The organism is Nonomuraea sp. B12E4, from assembly GCF_039871825.1.
GTDB lineage: Bacteria > Actinomycetota > Actinomycetes > Streptosporangiales > Streptosporangiaceae > Nonomuraea.
In genome coordinates, this window is the sequence record NZ_JBDPME010000001.1 from 893,150 (window position 1) to 918,071 (window position 24,922).

Below are 24,922 nucleotides of genomic sequence, written 5' to 3' on the forward strand. Positions count from 1 at the left end.
CGGCCGTGGTCGGACCTGCCGTGGGCCCCCGGGGTGGCGGTCCGGCCGGACCGCCCGGCTCAGTGGGCGGGCGGGTCGAAGAGCGGGTCGCCCAGGCGGAGGTGGACGCGGTCGCCATGGCGTACGGACTCGCGCACGGTCCACAGGCGCTCGTCGATGACCGTGCCCGTGGCCGTCATGTAGCCGCCCATGCGGAGCACCGGGCGGCCGGTGCCGTCGCTGATCAGTTGTGCTCTGGACTCGGAGTCGTCCCCGAAGAGCACCAGGAAGTCATCGGCGCCGGCCGGGGCGTCCAGGATCAGCCCGGGATAGAGATGCGAGTAGGGGACTTCTATCAGGTATTGGCTCACGCGGGCCCTCTACCCCGCCTCCAGCGGCTCTCGCCTGGCCTGGGCAGTGGGATAGCGCCTTCCTACCTGATGAGGTGAAATGTCATCATCCTTATCTACAGGTTGGAGATCTTGTGCCACTGTTCGACCTGCCCCTCGAGGAACTGCGCCGCTACCTCCCCGACCGCGACGAGCCCGCCGACTTCGACGCGTTCTGGGCCCGTACCCTGGCCGAGGCCGGCGGGATCGACCTCGCCGCCGAGTACGTTCCCCACGACCTGCCCTTCACCGCCGTGGACGTGTACGACGTCTCGTACGCCGGCTGGGGCGGGCACCGGATCAACGGCTGGTTCCTGGTGCCCCGCGGCGTGGCGGGGCCGGTCCCGTGCGTCATGCACTACATCGGTTACAGCGGCGGCCGCGGGTTCCCCAAGGACCACCTGATGTGGCCGGCGGCCGGATACGCGGTGTTCGTCATGGAGACCAGGGGCCACGGCGGTGCCAACCCGCACAGCCCCGGCGCGACCGGAGACCCGCACGGCAGCGCCTCGCCGCAGGCGCCGGGCATGATGACCCGCGGCATCCTCGACCCCGACGACTACTACTACCGGCGGGTGTTCACCGACGCGGTCCGGGCCGTGGACGTGGCCGCCGCCCACCCGGCGGTCGACGCGCGCCGCATCGTCGTCTCGGGCGGCAGCCAGGGCGGCGGGATCGCCCAGGCCACGGCCGTCCTGCACCCCACGGTCAAGGCGGCACTGATCGACGTGCCGTTCCTGACCCACTTCCGGCGGGCCGTGGAGATCACCGGGCGGGATCCGTACCAGGAGCTGGTCCGGTTCCTGTCCACCCAGCGCAACAGCGCCGAGCAGGTGTTCCGCACGCTGTCGTACTTCGACGGGCTGAACTTCGCGGCCCGCGGCAGGGTGCCCGCGCTGTACTCGGTGGCGCTGATGGACGACGTCTGCCCGCCGTCCACGGTGTTCGCCGCCTACAACCACTGGCAGGGCCCCAAGGAGATCACGGTCTGGCCCTGGAACAACCACGAGGGCGGTGGCGGCTTCCAGTCGGAGGAGCAGCTCCGCTACGTGCACAAGCTGCTCGCCGACGGCTGAGCGGTCTCCCGCCGTGCCGGATGGTGCCGGCACGGCGGGGCCGCGCTCAGACCGGCTGCTCCTTCACCAGGAAGGACACGCTCCCTTGGTCGTCGGCCCCGGCGTCCAGTGACTTGTCCTCCAGCACGCTCGCGGCGACGGGATCGAGATAGACCCGCGCCCCCTCGGCCTCGACCACCTCGTCGGCCGGCTCCGGGGCGGTAGCCAGCGTCAGGGTGAGCGAGCTCGCACCCTCTCCCTGAGACGAGATGCGAATCCCGCTCTGGGAAGGCTCGGGCGCGGACGCGGTCAGATCGCGAATCGCCTGGGCGGCGTTAGCTGTCAGGGTGAGCACTACGGCTCCTCCTCACGTTCGACATACATGAGTTGCCTGCCCTGCCCGTTACTCGTGGCCTCAACCCTCCTTGACCGGTTCTTTACCAATAATTCCCCGGAAATCGCGTGTCACAGGCGGACGGGCCGCCGCCGGAGGACAATGGGGCCATGGACCACGAGGCGGACCATGAGGCAGGCCACGCGGCGCGGCGACACGCGCTGGTGGCGCTGCTGAAGGAGCGCCAGGAGGTCGGCGAGCCCGTGGCGGCGGCGATGCTCGCGGTGCCCCGCCACCTCTTCCTGCCCGACATGGACCCGGAGGAGGCCTACCGCGACGAGGCCATCGTCACCAAGCGCGACGACGAGGGCCGGCCGATCAGCTCCTCGTCGCAGCCCGCGATCATGGCCGCCATGCTCGACCAGCTCGGCGTGGCGCCCGGCCACCGGGTGCTGGAGATCGGCGCGGGCACCGGCTACAACGCGGCGCTGCTGGCCCACCTCGTGGTGCCCGGCGGGCACGTGGTGAGCGTGGACATCGACGACGACGTCGTGGCGGGGGCCAGGCGGCACCTGTCGGCCGCGGGGACCTCCTCGCCGGTGGAGGTGGTGTGCGCCGATGGGGCGGCGGGATGGCCCGAGCGGGCCCCGTACGACCGGATGATCGCCACCGTCGGGGTGTGGGACCTCGCCCCCGCCTGGCTGGAGCAGCTCAAGGACGACGGGCGGCTGGTGGTGCCGCTCGACCTGCGCGGCATGCAGGTCTCCGTGGCCATGGAGCGGAGCGGCGGGCACTGGGTCAGCCGGTCGGTGGTGCCATGCGGGTTCATGCGCATGCGCGGGCCGTTCGCCGGGCCCGAGGTGACGCTGGTGCTGAGCCGCGACCCCGACCTGGTTCTGGCGCTGCCGGAGCCGCGCGAGATCGGCGACGTGCTGACCGCCCTCGACGCCGCCTCCACCGACATCGCCACGAAGGTGGACATGTCATCGCCCGCGATGGGCACGGGCCTGTCGTTGTGGCTGGCGCTGCACGAGCCCCGCTGGTGCGTGCTGAGCGGGAAGCTGGGCCGCGGATACGGCGTGACCGCCGGGATCGTCGAAGGCGACGGCATCGCGCTGCTCGCGGCGGAGCGGACGCTGGTGGCCCGCGGCCACGGAGCCGGCGGCGCCAGGCTGGCGGCCGAGCTGGCCGGGCACATCGGCGCGTGGGACCAGGCGGGCCGGCCGGAGGCGGAGGACCTCCGGATCGAGGCGTACGAGGCCCCCACCCCGACCCCGGGCCCAGGCCCACGCACGGGCCCAGACGCGGGCGCGGTCATCGGCAAGCGCCACACCAAGCTGGTGCTGAGCTTCCCCTAGCGCGCGCCGGCGTCGCCGGGACCGAGCTGGTGGCCGGCCCCTACGAGTGGGCCTCCCTCTGCGTGGCTCGGCTGGGCGGGGTGACACGCGCCCTCGGCATCGCAAAACCCCAAAACACATGCAGTTTCCAGGAACGGGACAATTGATAGGGTTGTCCAGAAAGATCTGGATCTGGACGGGTGGGATAGGTGGAGGTCGAACAGACAGCACTGCCAGGGATCGGATTGCGGCACGACTTCACCACCCGTAAGGGGCAGCGGGTCGGCGTCGTGTCCCATCGCACCGGGCGGCGGGACCTGGTGATCTACGACAAGGACGATCCCGACCGCGCGTGCCAGACGGTCAAGCTCAACGACGAGGAGGCCGACGCCCTGGCCGAGCTGCTCGGCGCCCCCCGCATCGTGGCCCGGCTCAACGCGCTGCACCAGCAGGTGGAGGGCCTGGTCAGCGTGCAGTTGCCCATCCCGGAGGGGTCCCCGTACTCCGATCGCCCGATGGGCGAGGCGCGTGTGCGGACCCGTACGAGCGCCTCGATCGTCGCCGTCGTCCGCGGCGGACGGGTGTTCGCCAGCCCCGGGCCCGAGTTCGTGTTCGCCGCCGGTGACGTCGTCGTCGTGGTGGGCAGTGAGGACAGCACGGCAGAGGTCGCCGACATCCTGGCCGAGGGGTAGGGCCGCGGGTTGCACGACACCGCGGTGATCTTCCTGGAGTTCGGTGCTGTCCTGCTGGGGCTGGGGGTCCTCGGCGCGCTGGCGCTGCGAGCGGGGATCTCCCCCATCCCTCTCTACCTCATCGCCGGTCTCGCGTTCGGGACCGGCGGCGTGCTGCCGCTGGCGACCAGCGAGGAGTTCATCTCCGTCGGTGCGGAGCTGGGCGTCGTCCTGCTGCTGCTCACGCTGGGCCTGGAGTACAACGCCGACGAGCTCGTCACGAGCCTGACGAGCAACGCCCGCGCGGGCATCGTGGACCTCGTGCTCAACGCCGCCCCCGGCGCCGTCTGCGCGCTGCTGCTGGGCTGGGGCCCGGTGGCGGCCGTGGCCATGGCCGGCGTCACGTACGCCACCTCCTCCGGCATCACCGCCAAGGTGCTGTCCGACCTGGGGTGGATCGGCAACAGGGAGACGCCCACGGTGCTGTCCCTGCTGGTGTTCGAAGACCTGACGATGGCGATCTACCTGCCCGTCCTGACCACCATGCTGGCCGGGCTGAGCCTGGCCAGCGGCGCCGTCTCGGTGGGGATCGCGCTGCTGACCGTGAGCGTGGTGCTGGTCGTGGCGCTGCGCTTCGGCCGGTTCATCGAGGCGTTCGTGTCCAGCCCGAACTCGGAGGTGCTGCTGCTCAAGGTGGTCGGGCTGGCGCTGCTGGTGGCCGGGCTGGCCCAGCAGTTGCAGGTGTCGGCGGCGGTCGGCGCGTTCCTGGTCGGGATCGCGCTGTCCGGGCAGCTCGCCCACGACGCGCGGGCGCTGCTGGAGCCGCTGCGGGACCTGTTCGCGGCGGTGTTCTTCGTGTTCTTCGGCTTCCAGACCGACCCGGCGAAGATCCTTCCGGTGGCCGGGCTGGCCGCGCTGCTGGCCCTGGTCAGCATGATCACCAAGCTGCTCACCGGCGTGTACGCGGCCCGGCGGGCGGGCATCGCCAAGGCCGGCCAGGCGCGGGCGGGCATCGCGCTCATCCCGCGCGGCGAGTTCAACATCGTCATCGCCGGTCTGGCCGTCGGCGCGGGCGTCCATCCCGACCTGGGCGCCCTCGCGGCGGCGTACGTCCTCATCCTGGCCGCGTTCGGCCCGCTGGCGGCCAAGCTCGTGCAACCCCTCATCGAGGCCATCGCGAAACGGGCCTGATCCGCTAGCTTGTTCGCATGGCTCACCCCACGGAGAAGACGATCTGGGCGGAAGACTGGGACGCTCTCGAGATCTCGGGGGAGACACACCGGCGGGTGCTGTTCCAGGACGTGGACCTGACCGAGCTCGTCGACCACGGCTCCTCGTTCGAGGAGTGTCACTTCAGCAATGTGCGGTTCAACGTGTCCGAGCACCGCGAGGCGCGCTTCCTCAACTGCACCTTCACCCGGTGCTCGCTCTTCGACGCGACGTTCGAGGGCTGCAAGCTGACCGGAAGCGAGTTCGACCGGTGCACCTACGGACTGCTGAAGGTCGAGGGCGGCGACTGGTCCTTCGCCGGCCTGCGCGGCGCCGAGCTGCGCGGCAGCGCCTTCCACGACGTCCGGCTGCGCGAGGCCGACCTGACCGGCGCCCGGCTCGCGGGCGCCGAGCTACGGCGTTGCGACCTGTCGGGGGCGGTGCTGCGCGAGGCCGACCTGGCCCGGTGCGACCTGCGCGGCAGCGACCTGAGCACGCTCGACCCGCACACCGTCACGATCAAGGGCGCGATCATCGACCCCTTCCAGGCCACGGTCCTCGCCACCGCCCTGGGCTTGGAGGTGCGCGACTAGGCGTGCTCGGCGGCGACCTCTGGCCGCCGCCGGCCGCCTTGGCCAGGTATTCGACGCTATGACTTCATCGGCGAGGTGGACCGCAGCCCCGACATCCACGGCGACGACATCCACCTGCTGGACGGCCGCTGACCTGTCAGCACAGCGCCATGGCCGTCTGCCACACCCCGGGAAGGGCGGCCAGCACGCGGTCGCCGCGGCGGCGGCGGTCGGCGAAGGAGACCACTCCGAGATCGGCCAGCAGCTCCAGGAAGCCGTCCTCGTAGCCGCTCGCCCCCGCCGCCGCCCGCTTGGCCAGGCACCGCGCGTACGTGGCCACCAGCCAGAACACGGCCTCCCTGTGCAGCCCGCGCCCGATGAGCTCGCGGCTGCCGTCGATGGCGAGCGGCCGCGCCACCGGCGTGATGTCGCTGTCGAACCGGTAGGAGGGCGCCCGCAGATCCGAGGTGGCGTCGAACACCTTCTCCAGCGCGGCCAGGTGCCGCTCCACCCGGACCGGGGCCAGCTCGGCGCAGCCCAGCAGGTCGAGCAGGCTCTCGTGGAAGTCCAGCCGCCCGTGCGCGGCCAGCAGCTCGCGCACGGCGGCGTACCGGCGGCGCACGGTGGGGTTGCGCAGCCCGGCGACCAGCAGCACGTGCGTGGTCACCCCGGTGCCGAACAGCCACGAGGTCACCTGCTCGGTCAGCGGCGCGGACTCGTCCATGCCGATGATCCACCCGCGCACCCGGTCCATCGCGTCGGTGCAGCGGGCCAGGATCCACGGCCGCTCGGCGAAGTCGCGGGCCACCACCCGCTGCAGCTCACCGAGCCGGCCGGCCGGGTCGGCCAGCACGCAGGGCAGGTGGAAGGCGCCGGCCAGATGGTAGTCGCTCAGCACGTCGTGGGTGGAGCCGAGCTCGGCGATGGCGGAGACCTCGATCAGCACCCCCTCGTAGCGGAACTTCCCGATGCCTTCCGGTGGATCCTGGATCAGGACGACGTCCACGTCGGTGGTCGGGGCGAGCTCCGCGCCGGGGTCTTCGGCCCACAGCACGGAGCCGGTGAGGAAGGCCCCGCCGAACCCGGGAAGCCCGGCGCCGTGCTCCCGCACCCACCGGCGCGCGACCTGCCTGGCCTGCTCAATCCGCATCCACGTCCTCCCGGTCAGGGCCGCGGCGCGCGGTCCGGATCAGAACGAACGCGCCCAGCACGACAAGCACCGCCAGCCCGCCCCAGATCCAGCCGGGAACGCCCGCGGAGGCGGACGTCTCGGCCGCCGCGGCGGATCCGGCCGCGGCCGGGGTCGGCACGGCCGCCGCCGGCGACGGCTCGCCGGTGGCTGCCCCGCCGGCCGGCGAGGACGAAGCCGGGGCTGAGGGTGATCCTTTCACGCTGAAGGGGATTTCGCCCTCGATGGGATGCCCGTCGGAGGAGACCACCCGCCAGGCGATCACGTACGCGCCCGGCGCGAGCGGTTGCGGGACTTCGGCGAGCACCAGATGCCCCGAGGTGCGCGGCTCGCCGATCGCGATCCGCTTGCCCGCCGCGTCGTGCAGCAGGACGAACGGGAACTTGACGCCGGCGGAGAACTCGAGCTCGATCTGGCCGACCGAGGCGACCCGCGCGTTCCTGGCCGGCGAGCTGCGCTTGAGCGCGTCGTGGGCCAGGGCCGGCGAGGCGGGAAGAGCCAGGAAAAGGGCACAGGCGAGCACCGCGAGCGCCGCCTTGCGGATGCTCCGCTGCGGGAATGTCATGAGGACCGATCTCCAGAAGAATCTTCCGGACCGCGCCCGTGGCGGCGTCCGGAGCACAGGCAGGGAAAGACGCGCCCGAGAAGGACGCCGAAGGACTTCAACGCCTCGGCGCGCGGGGCGGTCCTCGCCTGCTCACGGCGGGGGAGACGGTCCTGCCCGCGAAGGCGGGCACGTCGCGGGTCACCGGCCGCCACGACGGGGCGGCCTCCGCGCCGGGCGCGACGGCGCCCATCGCCGGCCGGCACACGGGCAGCCACCCGATCGGCGGCGCGGCGTGCAGGCGGATCATCAGCCACAGGGCGCGCTCGCCGCGGTGCAGCCACCATGCCGTCAGCGCCGCCACCGTGAGATGCGCCAGCGCCATGCCGAGCGCCGGGTGCGCGTGCCCGGGACCGCCGCCCGGAGCCGGCGCCACCCGCTCGAAGAGCTGGTGCAGCACCATCTGGGTGCCCACGGTCGCGGCCAGCACGGCCGCGGGCCCGCGCTCGCGCCCGTCGATCAGCCACGCCAGCCCGAACGCGGCCAGCACCCCGGCCAGGTAGACCCCGAACGGCACCGGCCCGCCCCCGGCCAGCACGTGCCCTCCCGCCGACACGGCCCCGCAGACCGTGGCGAACACGACGGCCCGCGACAGCCGCAACGCGGCCGCGGCGACCGGGACCGGCGAAACCGTGGACACAGTCGCCATCCTTACACAGGGGTCGGCCGGTCCCGTAGGTCCATGACGCTCCTGGGAGACCATCCGCGCCGCGTCCAGCTCGCGCCGCGTCTCATCCTGGCCGAGGCGGGCCATCAGGTCCGGGAGGACCACGACGGGACGGAGCTGGTCGTCACGTCCTGGCGCGCAGCGGCCTGCCCACCTCGTGCAGGTGGCGCAGCGCCATCCCCCAGGATTCCAGCAGCCCGCACTCGGTGTACTCGACACCGAGCGAGCGGCAGTGGTCCCGGACGATGGGCCGCGCCCGGCGCAGGTTCGCGCTGGGCATGCTGGGGAACAGATGGTGCTCGATCTGCAGGTTGAGGCCGCCGAGCGCGAGGTCGGTCAGCAGCCCGCCGCGCACGTTCCGGGAGGTCAGCACCTGGCGGCGGAGGAAGTCCAGGTCGTCCCGCGAGGTGAGCACCGGCATGCCCTTGTGGTTGGGCGCGAAGGCGCAGCCCAGATAGACGCCGTAACACGCCTGGTGCACGGCCAGGAACAGCAGCGCCCTCCCCGGCGGCAGCACCAGGAACAGCGCCCCCAGGTACGCCGCGACGTGCCCGCCCAGCAGCAGCCCCTCGACCTTCCGGCTCTTGAGCGACGGGCGGCGCAGCGCCCGGAAGCTCGCCACCTTCAGGTTCACCCCTTCGAGGGTGAGCAGCGGGAAGAACAGGAACGCCTGCCACCGCCCGATGAACCGGGGGATCCCGCGGGCCGCCGCGGCCTGCCGCTCCGACCAGATCAGGACGTCGGGCGCGACGTCGGGGTCGCGCTCCTCGTGGTTGGGGTTGGCGTGGTGGCGGGTGTGCTTGTCCATCCACCAGCCGTAGCTGAGGCCGACGGCCAGGTTGCCCACCAGCAGCCCGGCGATCCTGCTCGTCCGCCGGGACCGGGCGATCTGCCCGTGCGCCAGGTCGTGCGCCAGCAGCGTGACCTGGGCGAAGGCCACCGCCAGCAGCACCGCGACCGGGAGCTGCCACCAGGAGTCCCCGACCGCCGCGAAAAGCGCCCAGCTCCCCGCGAACAGGCCCCCGACCAGGCCGATCCGTATCGCGTAGTAGCCGGGGCGCCTGTCCAGCAGGCCCTCCTCGGCGATCCGGCGCGACAGCCGCGCGAAGTCGCTGCCTCTCCTGGCTGACGCGGGGGCGAGGGATGGGTCCAACACAGGCACAGTTGTCTCCGATGCCGACGAGTCGTAGTGATCTCGCATCAGCATCGCGAAGACCCGGTGCCGGGCGGACCCCCGCTGTCACCCGTTCTCGCGGTAGGGCACGCCCCACCGCAGGGGTGCCCCCGCCGCCTGGGGGATCGGGCCGGTCCACCGCCCTCAGCATGGCACTGGACGACCTCACCTGGTGGGAAGGGCGGGCGGCGGGGGACCCGGCTCAGATCGGTTGCAGGACCGGCGGCTCCGCCGGCGCGGCCGCCTCGCCGTGGATGTGCAGGTCCGGGCGGAAGGCGGCCAGGTAGGCGTCCCTGTCGCGGAAGGTCGCGGCCAGGGCGTCACCGTAGTCGATGAGCTGCCGGTGGGCGTGCCGGCGAGGCTCGTAGCGGGCGTAGAGCAGCCGGTCGAGCAGGCCGCGGTCGTCGCCGGCCGCGCAGATGACGTCGGCCAGCAGTTCGGCGTCGTGCAGCGTGTAGCTCATGCCCATGCCGGTCATCGGGTGGCAGGCGAACGCCGCCGAGCCCAGCAGCGCCGCGTTGCCCTTGTGGTAGGCGCTCACCCGCAGCGAGGAGACCTTGATCCGCTGCCAGGTGGCCGGCTGCAGGGAGTTGAAGGCGTCCGAGCTGTCGGTGACGAACTTCTTCAGCTCGTCGAGCAGCGTGGGGATGCCGTCCTGGAAGATCTCCTTGTCGTCCTCCGGCGGCAGGCCGACGAACACCCTGGCCTCGTCCCGGTTGATCGGGTACAGGTAGGTGAGCCAGCCTTCCGAGCTGAAGTAGAGCCGGTTGAGCCGGGCCACGCTGGCGCTCAGCGGCACGGTGGCCACCCGCATCAGCAGCCGCTCGTACGGTATCGAGCGCTGCTCGATGTCGAGTGCCTGGCGGATCGCGGACTTGGTGCCGTCGGCGCCGATCACGACGCCGGCCCGCAGCCGGTCCCCGTTGGACAGCGCCAGCTCCTGGATGTGACCGTCGCCGAACACGATGTCGTCGATGCTGGCGTCGAACCGGAACTCCACCCCCTCCATCGCGCAACTGGTGTAGATGAGCTCCACCAGCTCGCGGTAGGGACGGATGAGGAAGCCGCCGTCGGGGAAGCGGCACTCCTGGATCGGCTCACCGTCGTGGTAGTAGCGGATGATGTCGCGTCTGAGGCCATGGCGTTCGATGAGGTGCGCCAGTCCGTGCCGCGCCAGCACCCGCAGACCAGGCGGCTTGAGGAAGTCGGCGCCCGCGCTCGGTACGGAGGGAGCCTGCTCGATGACGACGACGTGACGGCCGCGGCGGCCCAGTAACAGAGCCAGGAAGCAGCCGCCGAGACCGGCGCCGACGATGGCTACGTCGCAGGATGTGGTTGCCATGACGAGAGCCCTTTCGAATGGTTGTACTAGTGCGTGTGCCCGTGGGTGCCGGCGAGCGGGCCGGGTTCGGCCGTCCGCGGCCGCGGGACACGGTCCAGGGGGGTGTCGATGGGAGGTGTGCGGGTCTCGACTGGCAGCAAGGCGTCTGCCTCCGCGGCGACCGTCGCGAGAGTCATGCGCAACTCGAGCAGCATCCGGCGCGGCACCTTGATCATGACGTCGCCGGGGTCGGTCCGCAGCCGGGTGATCTTGGTGAGGGCTATCGCGCCGATCAGCACGGAGATGGCCACGCACATGGCGAGCGCTCCGGCCAGGCCCGCGAACGGGCCGGTCATGAACGGGTGGTCGATGACGACCGAGACGACGGCGACGCCCACGGCCCCGCCGACCATGCGGGCCATGGTGGCGGCGCCGACGGCGGAGGCGTACTGGTGGGGGCGGGCGGCCAGGGTGGTGGCCACCGACGTGCCGGGCGCGAGCGCGCCGACGCCCACGCCGACCACGACGCTGGCGATCAGGCCCCACACGGTGGGCCCGGCCTGCGTCAGCACGAGCACGCAGGCGCCGCCGCAGAGCAGGGAGCCGGCGTAGATCAGGCCGTACGCGCCGACCCGCTTCATGAGCTTGCCGGCCAGGTAGCTCGTCACGACGACGGCCACCGACGTGGGGGTCAGCCACATCGCCACTTCCAGCATGGGGTAACCCAGGTGGAGCAGGTAGAGCGGCTGCACGGTCAGCAGGCCGAACGACAGCGCGCCGAAGCACCACGTGGCCAGCCAGCCCCAGACGAACCGGGGCCGCCGCCACAGCGCGAGGTCGATCGCGGGCAGGCGGTGGTGCCTGGCCTGCGCGAGCGCGCCGCCCAGCAGCGCGATGGCGGCCAGCGCCAGCCACAGCACGTCCGTGCCCCAGGCCATGGCCTTGGAGATGGCCAGCACGATCACCGCGATGCCGGCGGCGAGCAGCCAGGCGCCGAGCATGTCCGGCAGGCCCCTGGCCGTGGCCCGCTTGCCCGACGGCAGCCCGGTGCAGGCGATCAGGAGCACGACGCCGATGACGACGTCGGGGACGAACAGGGCCCGCCAGTCGACGGTGGCGGCCAGCCAGCCGCCGCCCGCCTGCATGAGCAGGCAGCCCAGCCCGGAGGCCGAGCTCCACAGGGCGATGGCGCCCCGCCGCTGCGACTCCGGCAGCTCGCCGAGCAGCAGCCCGAGGCTGGCCGGGATCATCGCCGCGGCACCGGCGCCCTGGACCGCGCGTGCGGCCAGCACGTACGACCAGGAGTCCACGGTGACCGTGGCGATCCCGCCCAGGACGAACACCACCAGCCCGACGGCCAGTACCCGGCGCCGGCCGAACAGGTCGGCCCACCGGCCGGCGGTGGCCAGCAGCGCCGCGATCGGGATGAACGCCGCGCTGGTCAGCCAGACCAGGTCGCCGAGCGGCATGCCGGCGCCCGCCGGCGTATATCGCAGCACTCCGACCGCCAGGGTGGTGGCCGTGGTGTCGGCCATCACCGTCAACATGACACCCGCGCCGACCAGCCTCAGCATGATTCCGTGACGGCGGTCTACGGTGCTCGTCCCCCGCGCTGGTGACGAACGCACGTGGTCACCTCCAAGCGATGAATTGTCTCCGCCGACCGGCACACTCCGGCTGTGCGACCGGCGGGTTCGGACACGTGGGCCGGACCCGCCGGCCGGGCCGGTCAGGCCCGGGCGATCAGGTCCAGTGGGTCTGGTGCTGTTTCAGGCGCCGTAGCGGCCGGGCGAGAGCAGGCCGTCCGGGTCGAGCGCCGTCTTGAGCCGGTGCAGCATGCCCAGGCCGGCGGTGCTGGTCTCGGACCAGACGTCGGCGGCGGCATGGTCGATGTCGGAGCGGTAGATGGCGCATCCGTGCCCGCGCAGCAGGCAGTTGCCGTCGTTGCGGAGCTGGTGCGCCCGGTGGGGCGCGTCGGGCGCGCCGCGCTCGAAGAAGATCTGGATGACGCCGTTGGCCAGGTGCCGGCTGACGAGGTTCCACTCGACCATGAGGGCGGTGGTGTGCGCGTCCACGGCCGTCTGGAGCGCGGCCAGGATGTGCTCGGTCCTGCGGGCGTGCATGGGCATCAGCGGCAGCAGCGCCAGGAAGCCCATCCCGCCCTCGTCGATCTGGTCGCACGAGGCCACGCCGAGCGCGTTGCGCACCCCCAGGCAGGTGGGGATGCCCTGCGCCATGAGCGCCCGGGCGTAGAGCGGGTCGTCCGGGCCGACCTCGGCGGCGTCCACGACGCGCACCGCCTCGGCGCCCTCCACCTCGATGAGGGCCTTGCGCAGCAGCTCCTCGGCCAGCTCCACCGTGGCGTCGCTGCCCATGAGCGGCCCCAGGATGGTGAACAGGTCCGGATCGACGCCCGGGGGCAGCGCCCAGTCGCCGTGGCTGGGCACGAGCGACAGCTCGCGCACCCGCAGCAGCCCCTCGGCCGGGTTGCCGCGGCGCAGGAAGTTCGTGACCGCGCCGACCGCCATGCCGACCTGGTCTCGCTGGATCCGGCCGTGCACCAGCGCGATGGTCTGCGGGCGTGGCACCAGCGCGATCGCCATGGCGGTGACGACGCCCAGGTTGTGCTGGACGAACGCGGCCGTCAGGTCGGGCCCGGCGACCCGCCCGTGGTAGCGCCCGGCCGGGTCCAGCCCGCCGGTGGTGACCACGCTGCCGTCCGCCAGTACGGCCTCGATCCCGGCCACGTCGTGCACCCGGGAGCGCACGCAGCCGTCGCCGCGGTCGAGGGCGTTGCCGACGACGGAGGTGTCGGCGCAGGAGGCGGTGACGTTCAGCATCCACGGGGTGTCACGCAGCACCTCGGCGAGCTGCGCCTGGGTCACTCCCGGTTCGATGACGGCGAAGCCGGCCTCCAGGTCGAGGCTGCGGATGCGGTTCATGCCGCCGAGGTCGACGACCACGTTGTCGTCGGTCACCGGCATGGCGGAACCCATGCCCCAGTTCCGGCCGGTGCTGACCGGGTACAGGCGGCTCTTGGTGACCATGGCCCGCCGTACGAGTGCGCGTACCTCGTCCAAGGTGCGCGGTGCTTCCGTGCCCGCAATGGAGCGTGGCTGGTGACCCCCGACGTCACGCGGCCTCAGCTCCAGCCGCGACAGTCCCTGCATGACTCTCCTCTGAGATATCGCTGTGCCGGCTCCCGTCCAGGAGCCGCTGGGGCACACTTCAGGCAGTGTGCTGGAGCAGGTCGTCGATGGAGCCGATGGCCTGGTTGGACATTTCCCTGATGCCGAGCAGCCGCTGCTCGACGTACACGTCGGGTTCGGCGGGCAGGCCGGGGACGGCGTCGGGGAGGTCGAGCGTGCCGCGCGGAGCCGCCTGCACGGGGACCTCGTGCAGGCCGTAGGGGTGGCGGCGGGCTCTGGCGGTGTCGGTGTCACGAGGCTCGCGCCTGGATCGGGCGGGCAGGTGCGGGGGGGTTCGCATGACGGAGCTCTCCTACCGGATTCTGGTGGCCGGATGCGGGTGTGGGGTTTTCCGGGCGACCGCTCGCCGTTGAGCGGCCGGATGGTCAGCGGGCGTCCTTCTCCTGGCCGAGGTGTCCGGCCCGGCGAACGGCGGTCACGGGGGTGGCCCGTGGCGTGCCGTGGTTGATGACGCTCGCGGCGATGCGGCGCTCGGCCAGCCCCATGTGGGGACGGCCACCGCTGGGGGAGCTCGGTCGTGGGCCGGCCGAGTCACGGATCATGGAGCTGGCGTGCACCCATCGGCGGGTCTCGGCCAGTACTTCCTTCTGCGCGCGGCGCAGGTCGGAGTGGCGTGCGTAGTGCTCGCAGACGGCCCGCGCCAGCACCCGCGCCATGACGAGGTGCTCCTCGCAGACGTCGGCGACCTTCGACTCCAGGCCGGCGACCTGGGCCAGCAGGAGCTGCAGGTGGGGCAGGCTGGAGTTGCGGTCGTAGCCGGCGAGCTCGGCCAGCCGCTCGGGCCAGCGCAGCCGCCGCCCGATCGACTCGCAGACGACCGCGGCGACGTCCGCGGGGGACTGGTCGTCCGGGCTGTGCCCGTCGAGCTGCACGGCCCGCTGGGCGGTGTGCTCGAAGTCGGACAGCCGGCGCAGCCCGCTCTGCAGCAGGCGTACGCGGTTGTGCAGGCAGGCGGCGCTCCAGCCGAGCACCAGCAGGCGGTCGGCGTCGGCCTCGCAGTGCCAGCCGACCAGCGCCACCTCGCGGGCCATGCGGTGGTGCAGCACCCAGGACTCCTGCGTGCCGAGCGGGGCCGGGGTGTCGATCCACACCTGCAGGCCGCCCGGAGGCAGTTCGCCGACGCCGACCTCCATGTCCTCCGGCGCCACCCTGGCGCAGATCCGCCGCACCACCCGTTGCTGCGCGGCCGTCTCCGGCGCCATGGGCACCGGGCCTGGCAGCACGCGCTCTGGGGCCACTTTCGCCCTCGGCTCGATGCTCATCTGAGGCCACCTCCTGACCCGTGGGCCCGGCTCGGTCTACGTAAATTCACACTTAATGCCTACGCCCCCGATCGTCGTTATGGGGCGGGTTCCTGTCAACTGACACTTAACGAATACAAGATGGATCCCCTGCCGCCGGCGCGGGTGAAGGCGTGAACGGGCACCTTCCCGCAGGTGAACGCGGCGTTTCCGGGCGCGGGCGGGCGGCGGCCGGGCAGGCGCGGGGGCGGGGGGCGCGGGGGCCCGGCCGGTGATCGAAGCCGTGGTCGCAGGGGGTGGGGACGGTCGTGTTCCGGGGCCGGGCCGCAGGCGGGAGGCGGTTACCGCCTGCGGTCGGAGCACTCCTGGCAGTCCGCGTGGATCAGGGGCTTACCACATCGACACTGCTTGGTAACCAGACCGGATCGGTCCGCCCGGCAGTATGAGCGGGGGCGCCGTCCGGCACCCCCGCGCGACTCCACCGGGTGTTCACCGCTCCGGCGGCATGCCCTCGCTCTCGCCTCTGGTGATCCCCTCCTCGTCGATCTCGAGCCGCTCCCGCCGGACCTGGCCCTCCACGGTCTCCTCGCGGTGCACGTCCCGCTTGTGGATGTGGACGCGCTCGACCGGCCTGGTCTCCTTGCCGACGACCGGGCGCTCCTCGTGCAGGATCATCTGCCGCTCTTCCTCGCAGATCTCCCGCGGCGCGGCGGTCTCCCCGTCGCTGATGGGCTCGCGCTCGATCACGAGTTCCTCGTGCGTGAGCGGGATCCGCTCGGTGACGTGCTCGGTCTCGACGTACTTGTGCAGGCGTACGCGGCCCGTCTCCCTGCTCTCCTTGCCGATGCGCAGGCGCTCTTCCGACACCGTCATCTCGATGTCCCGCTCGTCGGCGAGGCCGCCGAGCGGCCGGCCGGGAACGCTCCGTTCCTCGATGCGCTCACCGGGAGCGGGCCGCTCCTCGAACTGCTCGCCCGTGTACGGCCCTCGCGTCCGCGGCTCGCCGGCGCGCTGCTGCGGGACGCCGGAAGCCCGCATGCCGTAGTAGCGGTAGAGGTCGGCCTCTTCCTGCAGGGACAGGCGGCCGTCCACGTCGATGTTCGGCGCTCCCCTGATCATCTCCCTGTCGAAGGGGACCCGGATCTCCTCGCCCGAGCGGCGCGCGTTGGCCAGCGGCACGAAGGTCTGCTTCATGCCGAAGAACCCTGTGCGCACGGTCACCCACTCCGGTTCCCCCGTGCGATCGTTGAGGTAGACCTGGCCTACCTTGCCGATCGGCTCTCCATCCGAACCCACCATGTGGCAGTCGAGCAGGTTGCGGATCTCTGTTTCCATAGCCACGACGATCCCCCCGATGTGTTAGTTCCGGGTTCAAAAGGGACAAATACCCTAAATCGCTACAAGAGCACGTCCAGTTAGGGCAGCTTTTCCCCAATTCGGCGGCGTCCCGTGCGCCACTCCAGCCCCACCGGCCTCCGCCGCACCACCAGGCGGTGGGCTTGACGGCGCCCGTGGGAGACGAGCGGCGCCATGCCGTGGCGAGGGTCATGAAGCCTGAGCGGCGCCATGCCATGGCGACGGTCATGAGGCCGCGAGCAGCGCCAGGGCCTGGCGGGCGATCTCCCCTTCCTCGTCCGTCGGGATGACCAGCACCGCCACCTCGGCGCCCGGGGGCGAGACCGCGCGCTCGGCCGTCGAGGCGGCCTCGTTGCGTGCCGGGTCGACCGCGATGCCCAGCCGGTCGAGCCCCGCCAGGGCGGCGGCGCGGGTGGCGGCGTCGTGCTCGCCCACCCCGCCGGTGAACACGACCGCGTCCACCCGCCCGAGCAGCGCGTAGTAGGCCCCCACGTACTTGCGGACGCGCCGGGTGTAGATCTCCAGGGCCAGCTCGGCCTCGGGGTCGTCGCGGGCGCGTACCTCTCGCATGTCGCCCGTCCCGGTCAGCGCGAGCAGGCCGCTGTGGCGGTCGAGCGCCTCCTCCACCTCCCGCGCGTCCAGCCCGTCCACGCGCGCCAGGTAGCCGCCCAGCGCCGGATCGACGTCACCCGAGCGCGTGCCCATGACCAGCCCCTCCAGCGGCGTCATGCCCATGGAGGTGTCCACGCTGCGCCCGCCCGAGATCGCCGTCGCGCTGGCGCCGTTGCCCAGGTGCAGCACGACCAGGTTCAGCCCGGCGGGGTCGCGGCCGAGGAAGGCGGCGGCGCGGCGGGAGACGTAGGCGCAGGAGGTGCCGTGGAAGCCGAAGCGCCGCACGCCGAGCCGCTCGCGCCAGTCACGCGGCACCGCGTACGTGTACGCCGCCGGCGTCAGCGTGAGCTGGAACGCCGTGTCGAACACCGCCACCTGCGGCACCCCGGGAAACGCCTTTCGCGCCACCCGGATCCCGGCGAGGTTGACCGGATTGTGCAGCGGCGCCAGCGGCGCGAGCTCCTCGATGGCCTTGATCACCGCGTCGTCCACGAGCACGGCCCCGGCGAACCTGGTGCCGCCGTGCACCACCCGGTGCCCGACCGCGACCGGGTCCAGCTCGGGCCCGGCCGCCTCGAACGCCGCGAGGACCGCGGCCAGCCCCTCGCCGTGCCCGGGAAAGCGCGCCGCGCGCCGGTAGGGCGGCCCGACGCCCGGGTGGTGCGTGAGCAGCCCGTGCTCCTCGCCGACGCGTTCGACCAGCCCCCGGGCCGGGCGGGCGCGGCTGCCGGTGTCCACCAGCTCGTACTTGATGGACGACGACCCCGTGTTCAGGACGAGAATGCGGCCGGCCACGTCCACGTCCTGATCTCCGGCAGGTCCTCGCCGTGTTCCCGCGTGTAGGCGCGGGCCTCCAGCCGGGCGTCGGTCATCCGCTGGCGCAGGTGCGCCTGCGTGGCGCGGAGGCCCGGGACCCGGTCGATCACGTCGAGCACCAGGTGGTAGCGGTCGATGTCGTTGAGCATGCACATGTCGAACGGCGTCGTCGTGGTGCCCTCCTCCTTGTAGCCGCGCACGTGCATGTGCTCGTGGCCGTGGCGGCGGTAGGTGAGCTGGTGGATGAGCGAGGGGTAGCCGTGGAAGTTGAAGACGACCGGCCTGTCCGTGGTGAACAGCGCGTCGAACTCGGCGTCCGGCATGCCGTGCGGATGCTCGGTCGGCGGCTGCAGCCGCATCAGGTCCACCACATTGACCACCCGTACCTTCAGCTCGGGCAGGTGCTCGTGCAGGATCGCGGCGGCGGCCAGCGTCTCCAGGGTCGGTACGTCGCCCGCGCAGGCCAGCACCACGTCCGGCTCCAGGCCCCGGTCGGTCGAGGCCCACGGCAGGATGCCCAGCCCGCGGGTGCAGTGCGCGATGGCCTCGTCCATGGTGAACAGGTCCAGCACCGGCTGCTTGCCGGCCACGATCACGTTCACGTAGTCGCGCGAGCGCAGGCAGTGGTCGCCGACGGACAGCAGCGTGTTCGCGTCCGGCGGCAGGTACACCCGCACCACGGAAGCCTTCTTGTTGATCACCACGTCCAGGAACCCCGGGTCCTGGTGGCTGAACCCGTTGTGGTCCTGCCGCCAGACGTGCGACGACAGCAGGTACGTCAGCGACGCCACCGGCCGCCGCCAGGGGATCTTCCGCGACGTCTCCAGCCACTTGGCGTGCTGGTTGAACATGGCGTCGACGATGTGGATGAACGCCTCGTAGCAGTTGAACAGCCCGTGCCGGCCGGTCAGCAGATAGCCCTCCAGCCAGCCCTGGCACAGATGCTCGCTCAGCACCTCCATCACCCGCCCGTCGGCGGCCAGGTGCTCGTCGGTCGGCTCGACGGCGGCGTCCCACGCCCGGTCGGTGACCTCGAACACCTCCGACAGCCGGTTGGACTCGGTCTCGTCCGGGCCCATCAGCCGGAAGTTGTCCGGATTGGCGGCGATCACGTCGCGCAGCAGCCCGCCGAACATCCGGGTGGGCTCGGTCGACTGCCCGGCCGGCGCCTTGACCTCCACCGCCAGCCGGCGGAAGTCCGGCAGCCGCAGCGGCCTGAGCAGCTCACCGCCGTTGGCGTGCGGGTTGGCGCTCATCCTGCGCGGGCCGCGCGGCACCGTCCGCAGGATCCCGCCGACCGGCCGCCCGTCCCCGTCGAACAGCTCCCCGGGCCGGTACGAGCGCATCCACTGCTCCAGCATGGCCAGGTGGGTGGGGTCCTCGCGCACCCGGGCCAGCGGCACCTGGTGCGCCCGCCAGGTGCCCTCCACCGGCTTGCCGTCCACCTCACGGGGCCCGGTCCACCCCTTCGGCGTACGCAGAATGATCATCGGCAGCCGGTCGGCCCGGCCGTCGCGGTAGGCGGCGATCTCGTCGAAGACCGTGTCGAGGGTGCCGGCCATCTCCGCGTGGTCGGGGCCCACCAGGTGCGGGCGGTAGCCGTGCCCCTCCATGAGCTTGACCAGCTCCTCGAAGGGGATGCGGGCGAGCACGGTCGGGTTGGCGATCTTGTAGCCGTTCAGGTGGAGGATGGGCAGCACGACCCCGTCCCGCCGCCGGTCCACGAACTTGTTCGAATGCCAGCTCGCCGCCAGCGGCCCCGTCTCGGCCTCCCCGTCGCCCACGACGCACGCCACCACCAGGCCCGGGTTGTCGAACGCGGCCCCGAAGGCGTGCGCGAGCGAGTAGCCCAGCTCGCCGCCCTCGTGGATGGATCCGGGCGTCTCCGGGGCGACGTGGCTGGGGATCCCGCCGGGGAAGGAGAACTGGCGGAACAGCCGCCGCATGCCCTCGGCGTCCTGCGAGACGGCCGGATAACGCTCGGAGTACGTCCCCTCCAGCCAGGCGTGCGCCACCGCGGCGGGACCGCCGTGGCCCGGACCCGCGATATAGATCATGTCCTGGTCGCGCTCGGCGATGATCCGGTTGAGGTGGGCGAAGCAGAAGTTCAGCCCGGGTGTGGTGCCCCAGTGGCCGAGCAGGCGTGGCTTGATGTGCTCCGGCCGCAACGGTTCGGTCAGCAGAGGGTTGTCCAGCAGGTAGATCTGCCCGACGGACAGGTAGTTCGCCGCCCGCCAGTACGCGTCGATGAGCTCCATGCTCTTGGTGCTTCCTCCCCCTGACGCGCTGAATCCCAAAAGCCCCGATAAGGTGCCAGACATGGAATTCAGGAGTTCGCATTGGTATTCGGGGAACGATCGCAACTCCTACATTCACCGGGCTTGGATGCGGCGCGGCCTGCCGCGTGAGGCGTTCGAGGGCGGCAAGCCGCACATCGCCATCGCCAACACCGCCTCCGACCTCACCCCTTGCAACTCCCACCTGAACGAGGTGGCCCAGCGCGTCATGAACGGCGTGTGGGAGGCCGGCGGCGTGCCGCTCAACCTGCCCGTCGTCTCCCTCGGCGAGACGAACGTGCGCCCCACCGCGATGCTCTGGCGCAACCTGGCCGCCATGGCCACCGAGGAGATGCTGCGCGCCAACCCGATCGACGGCGTCGTGCTGCTCGGCGGCTGCGACAAGACCATCCCGTCGCTGCTCATGGCCGCCTCCTCCGTGGACCTGCCCGCCGTCGTGGTGCCCGGCGGCCCCATGCTGACCGGGCACTTCCGCGGCGCCCCGCTCGGCTGCGGCACCGACGTATGGCGGCTCAGTGAGGAGGTACGCGCGGGAACGCTCTCCTGCGAGGCGTTCCTGGAGTCCGAGTCCTCCATGATCCGCAGCCGCGGTCACTGCAACACCATGGGCACCGCCTCCACCATGGCCTGCATGGCCGAGGCGCTCGGCATGACGCTGCCCGGCACCGCCGGCACCCCCGCCCCCGACAACCGCCTGCTCGAACGCGCCCACGAGACCGGCCGCCACGTCGTGGACCTCGTCGAGCAGGGCCGCCGGCCGAGCCAGGTCATGACCAGGGGCGCGTTCCGCAACGCCATCGTCACCCTGGCCGCGATCGGCGGCTCCACCAACGCCGTCGTGCACCTGCTGGCCATCGCCGGCCGGCTCGGCGTGGACCTGAGCCTGGACGACTTCGACCGCATCGGCGCCGGGGTGCCGCTGCTGGTGGACCTCCAGCCGGCCGGGCGGCACCTCATGGACGACCTCTTCCGCGCGGGCGGGCTGGCCGCCGTGCTCAAGGAGGTCGAGGACCTGCTCGACCCCGAGGCGATCACGGTCACCGGGCGGCCGCTCGTCGAGCACCTGGCCGGGGCCGAGATCTGGGACGAGAGCGTCATCCGGCGCCGCGCCGACCCGCTGCTGCCCGACGCGGGCATCGCGGTGCTGCGCGGCAACCTCGCGCCCGGCGGCGCCGTGATCAAGCCGGCCGCCGCCTCACCCGAGCTGCTCCGGCACCGCGGCCGGGCCGTGGTCTTCGACAGCGTCGAGGACGTCTACGCCCGGCTCGACTCGCCCGACCTGGACGTGGACGAGACGTCGGTGCTGGTGCTGCGCGGCTGCGGGCCCAAGGGCTACCCGGGCATGCCCGAGGTCGGCAACCTGCCGCTGCCGGAGAAGCTGCTGGCCAAGGGCGTACGCGACATGGTGCGCATCAGCGACGCCCGCATGAGCGGCACCGCGTACGGCACGGTCGTGCTGCACACCGCGCCCGAGGCGGCGGCCGGCGGGCCGCTGGCCAGGGTGCGCACCGGCGACCCGATCGTGCTGGACGTGCCGGGCAGGCGGCTCGACGTGGACCTGCCCGCGGCCGAGCTGGCCGCCAGGGAGCCCGTCACCACCGGCTACGCGAGCCCCGCGCGCGGCTGGGAACGCCTCTACGTCGAGCACGTCACCCAGGCTGACCGCGGCGCCGACCTGGACTTCCTCATCGGGTCCAGCGGCGACCAGGTGGGCCGCGAGTCCCACTGAAGGCAAAGAGTCCTCCCCGCGGCGGGCGGAATGCGCATCGGGGGGTACGGGGTTACGGGACGATGGTGATCGGTTGGCGATCGGAGGAGGAAAGAGCGTGAACGGCGACATCACCCAGAGTCACGAATGGGCGGCCCTGGCCAAGCATTACGAGGAGCTGAAGGGCAGGCGGCTGCGCGAGCTGTTCGCCGAGGACCCGGGCCGTGCCGAGCGCATGACGGTGACCGCCGGCGACCTCTACCTCGACTACGCCAAGCACCGCGCCACGCAGGAGACCATCGACCTGCTGGTGGGGCTGGCCGAGCGCGCGGGGCTGCGCGACAGGATCGAGGCCATGTTCCGCGGCGAGCACATCAACGTCAGCGAGGACCGCGCCGTCCTGCACGTCGCGCTGCGCCTGCCGCGGGAGGCCGGCCTCGTCGTGGACGGGCAGGACGTCGTGGCCGACGTGCACGCCGTGCTGGCCAAGATGAGCGCCTTCGCCGACCGGGTCAGGTCCCAGGAGTGGACGGGCGCCACCGGGCGGCCGATCGAGACCGTCGTCAACATCGGCATCGGCGGCTCCGACCTCGGCCCCGCCATGGCCTACGAGGCGCTGCGCGACTACGCCGACGCGGGCATCAAGGCCAGGTTCGTCTCCAACATCGACCCGGCCGACATCACCGGCAACCTCGCCGGCCTCGACCCCGCGACGACGCTGTTCGTGGTGAGCTCCAAGACGTTCACCACGCTGGAGACGCTCACCAACGCCCGGGTCGCGCGCCAGTGGCTGGTCGGCGCGCTCGGCGCCGACGCGGTGTCCCGGCACTTCGTGGCCGTCTCCACCAACGCCGAGAAGGTCGCCGAGTTCGGCATCGACACCGACAACATGTTCGGCTTCTGGGACTGGGTCGGCGGCCGCTACTCCTACGACGGCGCCATCGGCCTCTCCTTGATGATCGCCGTCGGGCCCGCCCGGTTCCGCGAGATGCTCGCCGGGTTCCACGCCATGGACCAGCACTTCCGCACCGCCCCGTTCCGGGCCAACATGCCGGTCCTGATGGGCCTGCTCGGCGTCTGGTACAACGACTTCTTCGGCGCCGAGACCCGCGCCGTCCTGCCCTACAGCCAGCGGCTGCACCGCTTCCCCGCCTACCTGCAGCAGCTCACGATGGAGTCCAACGGCAAGTCCGTACGCGCCGACGGCACCGCGGTCACCGCCCAGACCGGCGAGATCTTCTGGGGCGAGCCCGGCACCAACGGGAAGCACGCCTTCTACCAGCTCCTGCACCAGGGCACCCGGCTCGTGCCCGCCGACTTCATCGGCTTCGCCGAGCCGTTCGACGACCGCGCGGGCATGCACGACCAGCTCACCGCCAACCTGCTGGCCCAGACCTCGGCGCTGGCGTTCGGCAAGACCGCCGAGGAGATCGCGGCCGAGGGCACGCCGCCGGAGATCGTGCCGCACAAGGTGATGCCCGGCAACCGCCCCACCTCCACGATCCTCGCGCCCAAGCTGACCCCGGCCACGCTCGGCCAGCTCGTCGCCCTCTACGAGCACGTCGTCTTCGTCGAGGGCACCATCTGGGGCGTCGACTCCTTCGACCAGTGGGGCGTCGAGCTGGGCAAGAAGATGGCGCTCGACCTCGCGCCCGCGCTCACCTCCGAGGATCCGCCGGCCGAGCTGCCGGACGCCTCCACCGAGCGGCTCGTCCGCAGATACCGCGAGTTGCGGGGGAGGCGGATCTGAGGTGGGGCACGCATCGGGGGACGCGCGGGACGCCGGCGCACTCGTCCTGTTCGGAGTCACCGGCGACCTGGCGCGCAAGATGGTCCTGCCCGCCCTCTACCGGCTGATCGCCGACAAGCGGCTCGACCTGCCGATCATCGGCGTGGCCAAGACCGACCTGGACCTCGATGGGCTGCGCGAGCACGTCCGCGAGGCCGTGGGCGGCGAGGCCGGTGACGCGGCCTTCCAGCGGCTGGCCGGCAACCTGCGCCTGGTCGCGGGCGACTACCGCGACCCGGCGACGTTCGCCAGGCTGCGCGAGGAGGCGGGCGGCCTCGGCTTCCTGGTCCACTATCTGGCGGTGCCGCCGTCGCTGTTCTCGGTGGTCGCCGAGGGGCTGGCGGGGGAGGGGCTCAACCGTGAGGCGCGGCTCGTGGTGGAGAAGCCCTTCGGGCACGACCTCGCCTCGGCCCGCAAGCTCAACGACGAGCTGCTGCGCCACTTCGACGAGGACCACCTGCGGCGGGTCGACCACTTCCTGGGCAAGGAGCCGGTCGAGGACCTCATGGTGTTCCGCTTCGCGAACACGCTGCTGGAGCCCATCTGGAACCGCCACCACGTCCGCAGCATCCAGATCACCATGGCCGAGGACTTCGACGTACGCGACCGTGGCGCCTTCTACGACGCCAACGGCACCATCCGCGACGTGGTCCAGAACCACCTGCTGCAGCTCCTGGCCATCCTCGCGATGGACCCGCCGCCGTCCACCGACGCCCGCGCCCAGCTCGACGAGAAGTGGCGGGTGCTGCGCGCCGTCCAGGCCATCGACCCGTCCGACGTCGTACGCGGCCAGTACACCGGCTACCTCGACACCGACGGTGTCCGCCCCGGCTCCACCACCGAGACGTACGTCGCCATGCGCGCCCACATCGACAACTGGCGCTGGGCCGGGGTGCCCTGGTGCATCCGCTCCGGCAAGGCGCTGCCCACCACCGACCTGGAGGTCGTCGCCGAGCTGCGCAAACCGCCGGTGACGATGTTCCGCGGCGGCGCCGAGCCGACCGGGCCCAACCTCATCAGGTTCCGGCTGCAGCCGGACGCCGGGGTGACGTTCGACCTGCTGGCCAAGGAGCCCGGCAAGCAGCAGACCAGGCCCGTGCCGGTCAGCGTCGACTTCACCAAGGTGCTCGGTCCGATGGAGGCCGCCTACGTGCGGATCCTGACCGACGCCCTCAGCGGCGACCCGCGCAGGTTCGCCCGGTTCGACCTGGTGGACGAGTCGTGGCGGATCCTGCACCGGGTGCTCGACCTGCCTGATCAGCCGCTGCCGTACGAGCCGGGGACGTGGGGGCCCGAGCCGGCGGCGAAGATCCCGCCGGGCGGGTGGCACGAGATCTCGACCGCGTTCGAGTAGCGGTCGCCTTCCCCCAGGTGGGCGCCGGTGGCCAGGCGG

The 24,922-nt window shown here is 72.1% G+C and carries 22 protein-coding genes; 8 read left to right on the plus strand and 14 right to left on the minus strand.

Annotated features, from left to right (window positions below):
• Positions 1-59 precede the first annotated feature (59 nt).
• Positions 60-350 carry a hypothetical protein gene (locus ABGB18_RS04145; RefSeq protein ID WP_347693960.1) on the minus strand — a complete coding sequence of 97 codons (291 nt, stop codon included), beginning with the start codon at positions 348-350 and terminating at the stop codon, positions 60-62.
• A gap of 113 nt (positions 351-463) precedes the next feature.
• Here ABGB18_RS04145 and ABGB18_RS04150 point away from each other — a divergent pair, with 113 nt between their 5' ends.
• Positions 464-1,444: an acetylxylan esterase gene (locus ABGB18_RS04150; RefSeq protein WP_347693961.1), complete on the plus strand. Its 981-nt coding sequence runs from the start codon at positions 464-466 to the stop codon at positions 1,442-1,444.
• Between the two features lie 46 nt (positions 1,445-1,490).
• Here ABGB18_RS04150 and ABGB18_RS04155 read toward each other — a convergent pair whose 3' ends face one another.
• Complete coding sequence (locus tag ABGB18_RS04155) at positions 1,491-1,778, minus strand: Fe-S cluster assembly protein HesB (protein WP_347693962.1); 288 nt, start codon at positions 1,776-1,778, stop codon at positions 1,491-1,493.
• A gap of 149 nt (positions 1,779-1,927) precedes the next feature.
• Between ABGB18_RS04155 and fxlM the strand changes: the two genes are divergently transcribed.
• From fxlM to ABGB18_RS04175, 4 genes are all read left to right on the plus strand, one after another.
• Entirely contained in the window at positions 1,928-3,115 is a 1,188-nt protein-coding gene (gene fxlM, locus ABGB18_RS04160) for a methyltransferase, FxLD system (protein ID WP_347693963.1), read from the plus strand.
• A 188-nt stretch (positions 3,116-3,303) separates the two neighbouring features.
• A complete protein-coding gene (locus ABGB18_RS04165) occupies positions 3,304-3,786 on the plus strand; it encodes a cation:proton antiporter regulatory subunit (RefSeq protein WP_347693964.1) in 483 nt (160 codons plus the stop codon).
• 9 nt (positions 3,787-3,795) lie between these two features.
• On the plus strand, positions 3,796-4,956 hold the full coding sequence (locus ABGB18_RS04170; RefSeq protein WP_347693965.1) for a cation:proton antiporter: 1,161 nt from the start codon (positions 3,796-3,798) through the stop codon (positions 4,954-4,956).
• Between the two features lie 17 nt (positions 4,957-4,973).
• Positions 4,974-5,567 carry a pentapeptide repeat-containing protein gene (locus ABGB18_RS04175; RefSeq protein WP_347693966.1) on the plus strand — a complete coding sequence of 198 codons (594 nt, stop codon included), beginning with the start codon at positions 4,974-4,976 and terminating at the stop codon, positions 5,565-5,567.
• A gap of 136 nt (positions 5,568-5,703) precedes the next feature.
• On the opposite strand, the gene ABGB18_RS04180 is transcribed toward ABGB18_RS04175, so the two are convergent.
• The 12 genes from ABGB18_RS04180 to ABGB18_RS04235 all read right to left on the minus strand — a co-directional run bounded on the left by ABGB18_RS04180 (position 5,704) and on the right by ABGB18_RS04235 (position 19,993).
• Positions 5,704-6,696: a hypothetical protein gene (locus tag ABGB18_RS04180; protein ID WP_347693967.1), complete on the minus strand. Its 993-nt coding sequence runs from the start codon at positions 6,694-6,696 to the stop codon at positions 5,704-5,706.
• Positions 6,686-7,300 (minus strand): copper resistance protein CopC, encoded by a 615-nt coding sequence (locus ABGB18_RS04185; protein WP_347693969.1) that lies wholly within the window; start codon positions 7,298-7,300, stop codon positions 6,686-6,688. Before ABGB18_RS04185 ends, ABGB18_RS04180 begins: the two co-directional genes overlap by 11 nt.
• A 97-nt stretch (positions 7,301-7,397) precedes the next feature.
• Positions 7,398-7,979 carry a hypothetical protein gene (locus ABGB18_RS04190; RefSeq protein WP_347693970.1) on the minus strand — a complete coding sequence of 194 codons (582 nt, stop codon included), beginning with the start codon at positions 7,977-7,979 and terminating at the stop codon, positions 7,398-7,400.
• A gap of 151 nt (positions 7,980-8,130) precedes the next feature.
• Positions 8,131-9,162 carry an acyl-CoA desaturase gene (locus tag ABGB18_RS04195; RefSeq protein ID WP_347693971.1) on the minus strand — a complete coding sequence of 344 codons (1,032 nt, stop codon included), beginning with the start codon at positions 9,160-9,162 and terminating at the stop codon, positions 8,131-8,133.
• A gap of 220 nt (positions 9,163-9,382) precedes the next feature.
• Positions 9,383-10,522: an FAD-dependent monooxygenase gene (locus ABGB18_RS04200; RefSeq protein WP_347693972.1), complete on the minus strand. Its 1,140-nt coding sequence runs from the start codon at positions 10,520-10,522 to the stop codon at positions 9,383-9,385.
• A gap of 26 nt (positions 10,523-10,548) precedes the next feature.
• A complete protein-coding gene (locus tag ABGB18_RS04205; RefSeq protein WP_347693973.1) occupies positions 10,549-12,075 on the minus strand; it encodes an MFS transporter in 1,527 nt (508 codons plus the stop codon).
• Positions 12,076-12,270: 195 nt separating this feature from the next.
• Positions 12,271-13,671: an FAD-binding oxidoreductase gene (locus ABGB18_RS04210; protein ID WP_347693974.1), complete on the minus strand. Its 1,401-nt coding sequence runs from the start codon at positions 13,669-13,671 to the stop codon at positions 12,271-12,273.
• Positions 13,672-13,729: 58 nt separating this feature from the next.
• Positions 13,730-13,990, minus strand: coding sequence for a hypothetical protein (locus ABGB18_RS04215; RefSeq protein ID WP_347693975.1), 261 nt, complete (start codon positions 13,988-13,990; stop codon positions 13,730-13,732).
• Positions 13,991-14,075: 85 nt separating this feature from the next.
• Positions 14,076-14,972: a hypothetical protein gene (locus tag ABGB18_RS04220; protein ID WP_347693976.1), complete on the minus strand. Its 897-nt coding sequence runs from the start codon at positions 14,970-14,972 to the stop codon at positions 14,076-14,078.
• A 468-nt stretch (positions 14,973-15,440) separates the two neighbouring features.
• Positions 15,441-16,286, minus strand: coding sequence for a PRC and DUF2382 domain-containing protein (locus ABGB18_RS04225; RefSeq protein WP_347693977.1), 846 nt, complete (start codon positions 16,284-16,286; stop codon positions 15,441-15,443).
• Positions 16,287-16,532: 246 nt separating this feature from the next.
• The gene (locus tag ABGB18_RS04230) at positions 16,533-17,714 is read right to left on the minus strand and encodes an acetate kinase (RefSeq protein ID WP_347693978.1); all 1,182 of its coding nucleotides are present in this window, start codon (positions 17,712-17,714) and stop codon (positions 16,533-16,535) included.
• Positions 17,690-19,993 (minus strand): phosphoketolase family protein, encoded by a 2,304-nt coding sequence (locus tag ABGB18_RS04235; RefSeq protein ID WP_347693979.1) that lies wholly within the window; start codon positions 19,991-19,993, stop codon positions 17,690-17,692. The genes ABGB18_RS04230 and ABGB18_RS04235 overlap by 25 nt, the downstream gene beginning before the upstream one ends.
• A gap of 61 nt (positions 19,994-20,054) precedes the next feature.
• On the opposite strand from ABGB18_RS04235, the gene ABGB18_RS04240 reads away from it, so the two are divergent.
• The 3 genes from ABGB18_RS04240 (at position 20,055) to zwf (ending at position 24,883) form a co-directional block, all read left to right on the plus strand.
• Positions 20,055-21,761 (plus strand): IlvD/Edd family dehydratase, encoded by a 1,707-nt coding sequence (locus ABGB18_RS04240; RefSeq protein WP_347693980.1) that lies wholly within the window; start codon positions 20,055-20,057, stop codon positions 21,759-21,761.
• Between the two features lie 97 nt (positions 21,762-21,858).
• Positions 21,859-23,490, plus strand: coding sequence for a glucose-6-phosphate isomerase (gene pgi / locus ABGB18_RS04245; protein WP_347693981.1), 1,632 nt, complete (start codon positions 21,859-21,861; stop codon positions 23,488-23,490).
• Position 23,491: 1 nt separating this feature from the next.
• Positions 23,492-24,883 carry a glucose-6-phosphate dehydrogenase gene (gene zwf, locus ABGB18_RS04250; RefSeq protein WP_347693982.1) on the plus strand — a complete coding sequence of 464 codons (1,392 nt, stop codon included), beginning with the start codon at positions 23,492-23,494 and terminating at the stop codon, positions 24,881-24,883.
• The last annotated feature ends 39 nt before the right edge of the window (positions 24,884-24,922 follow it).

What these genes read in the sequence shown, in the direction of transcription:
- fxlM (WP_347693963.1), top strand. Translation starts at nt 1,928, where the DNA reads ATGGACCACGAGGCGGACCATGAGGCAGGCCACGCGGCGCGGCGACAC.
- ABGB18_RS04175 (WP_347693966.1), top strand. Translation starts at nt 4,974, where the DNA reads ATGGCTCACCCCACGGAGAAGACGATCTGGGCGGAAGACTGGGACGCT.
- ABGB18_RS04180 (WP_347693967.1), bottom strand. Translation starts at nt 6,696, where the DNA reads ATGCGGATTGAGCAGGCCAGGCAGGTCGCGCGCCGGTGGGTGCGGGAG.
- ABGB18_RS04185 (WP_347693969.1), bottom strand. Translation starts at nt 7,300, where the DNA reads ATGACATTCCCGCAGCGGAGCATCCGCAAGGCGGCGCTCGCGGTGCTC.
- ABGB18_RS04200 (WP_347693972.1), bottom strand. Translation starts at nt 10,522, where the DNA reads ATGGCAACCACATCCTGCGACGTAGCCATCGTCGGCGCCGGTCTCGGC.
- ABGB18_RS04205 (WP_347693973.1), bottom strand. Translation starts at nt 12,075, where the DNA reads ATGCTGAGGCTGGTCGGCGCGGGTGTCATGTTGACGGTGATGGCCGAC.
- ABGB18_RS04210 (WP_347693974.1), bottom strand. Translation starts at nt 13,671, where the DNA reads ATGCAGGGACTGTCGCGGCTGGAGCTGAGGCCGCGTGACGTCGGGGGT.
- ABGB18_RS04215 (WP_347693975.1), bottom strand. Translation starts at nt 13,990, where the DNA reads ATGCGAACCCCCCCGCACCTGCCCGCCCGATCCAGGCGCGAGCCTCGT.
- ABGB18_RS04220 (WP_347693976.1), bottom strand. Translation starts at nt 14,972, where the DNA reads ATGAGCATCGAGCCGAGGGCGAAAGTGGCCCCAGAGCGCGTGCTGCCA.
- ABGB18_RS04225 (WP_347693977.1), bottom strand. Translation starts at nt 16,286, where the DNA reads ATGGAAACAGAGATCCGCAACCTGCTCGACTGCCACATGGTGGGTTCG.
- ABGB18_RS04235 (WP_347693979.1), bottom strand. Translation starts at nt 19,993, where the DNA reads ATGGAGCTCATCGACGCGTACTGGCGGGCGGCGAACTACCTGTCCGTC.
- ABGB18_RS04240 (WP_347693980.1), top strand. Translation starts at nt 20,055, where the DNA reads ATGGAATTCAGGAGTTCGCATTGGTATTCGGGGAACGATCGCAACTCC.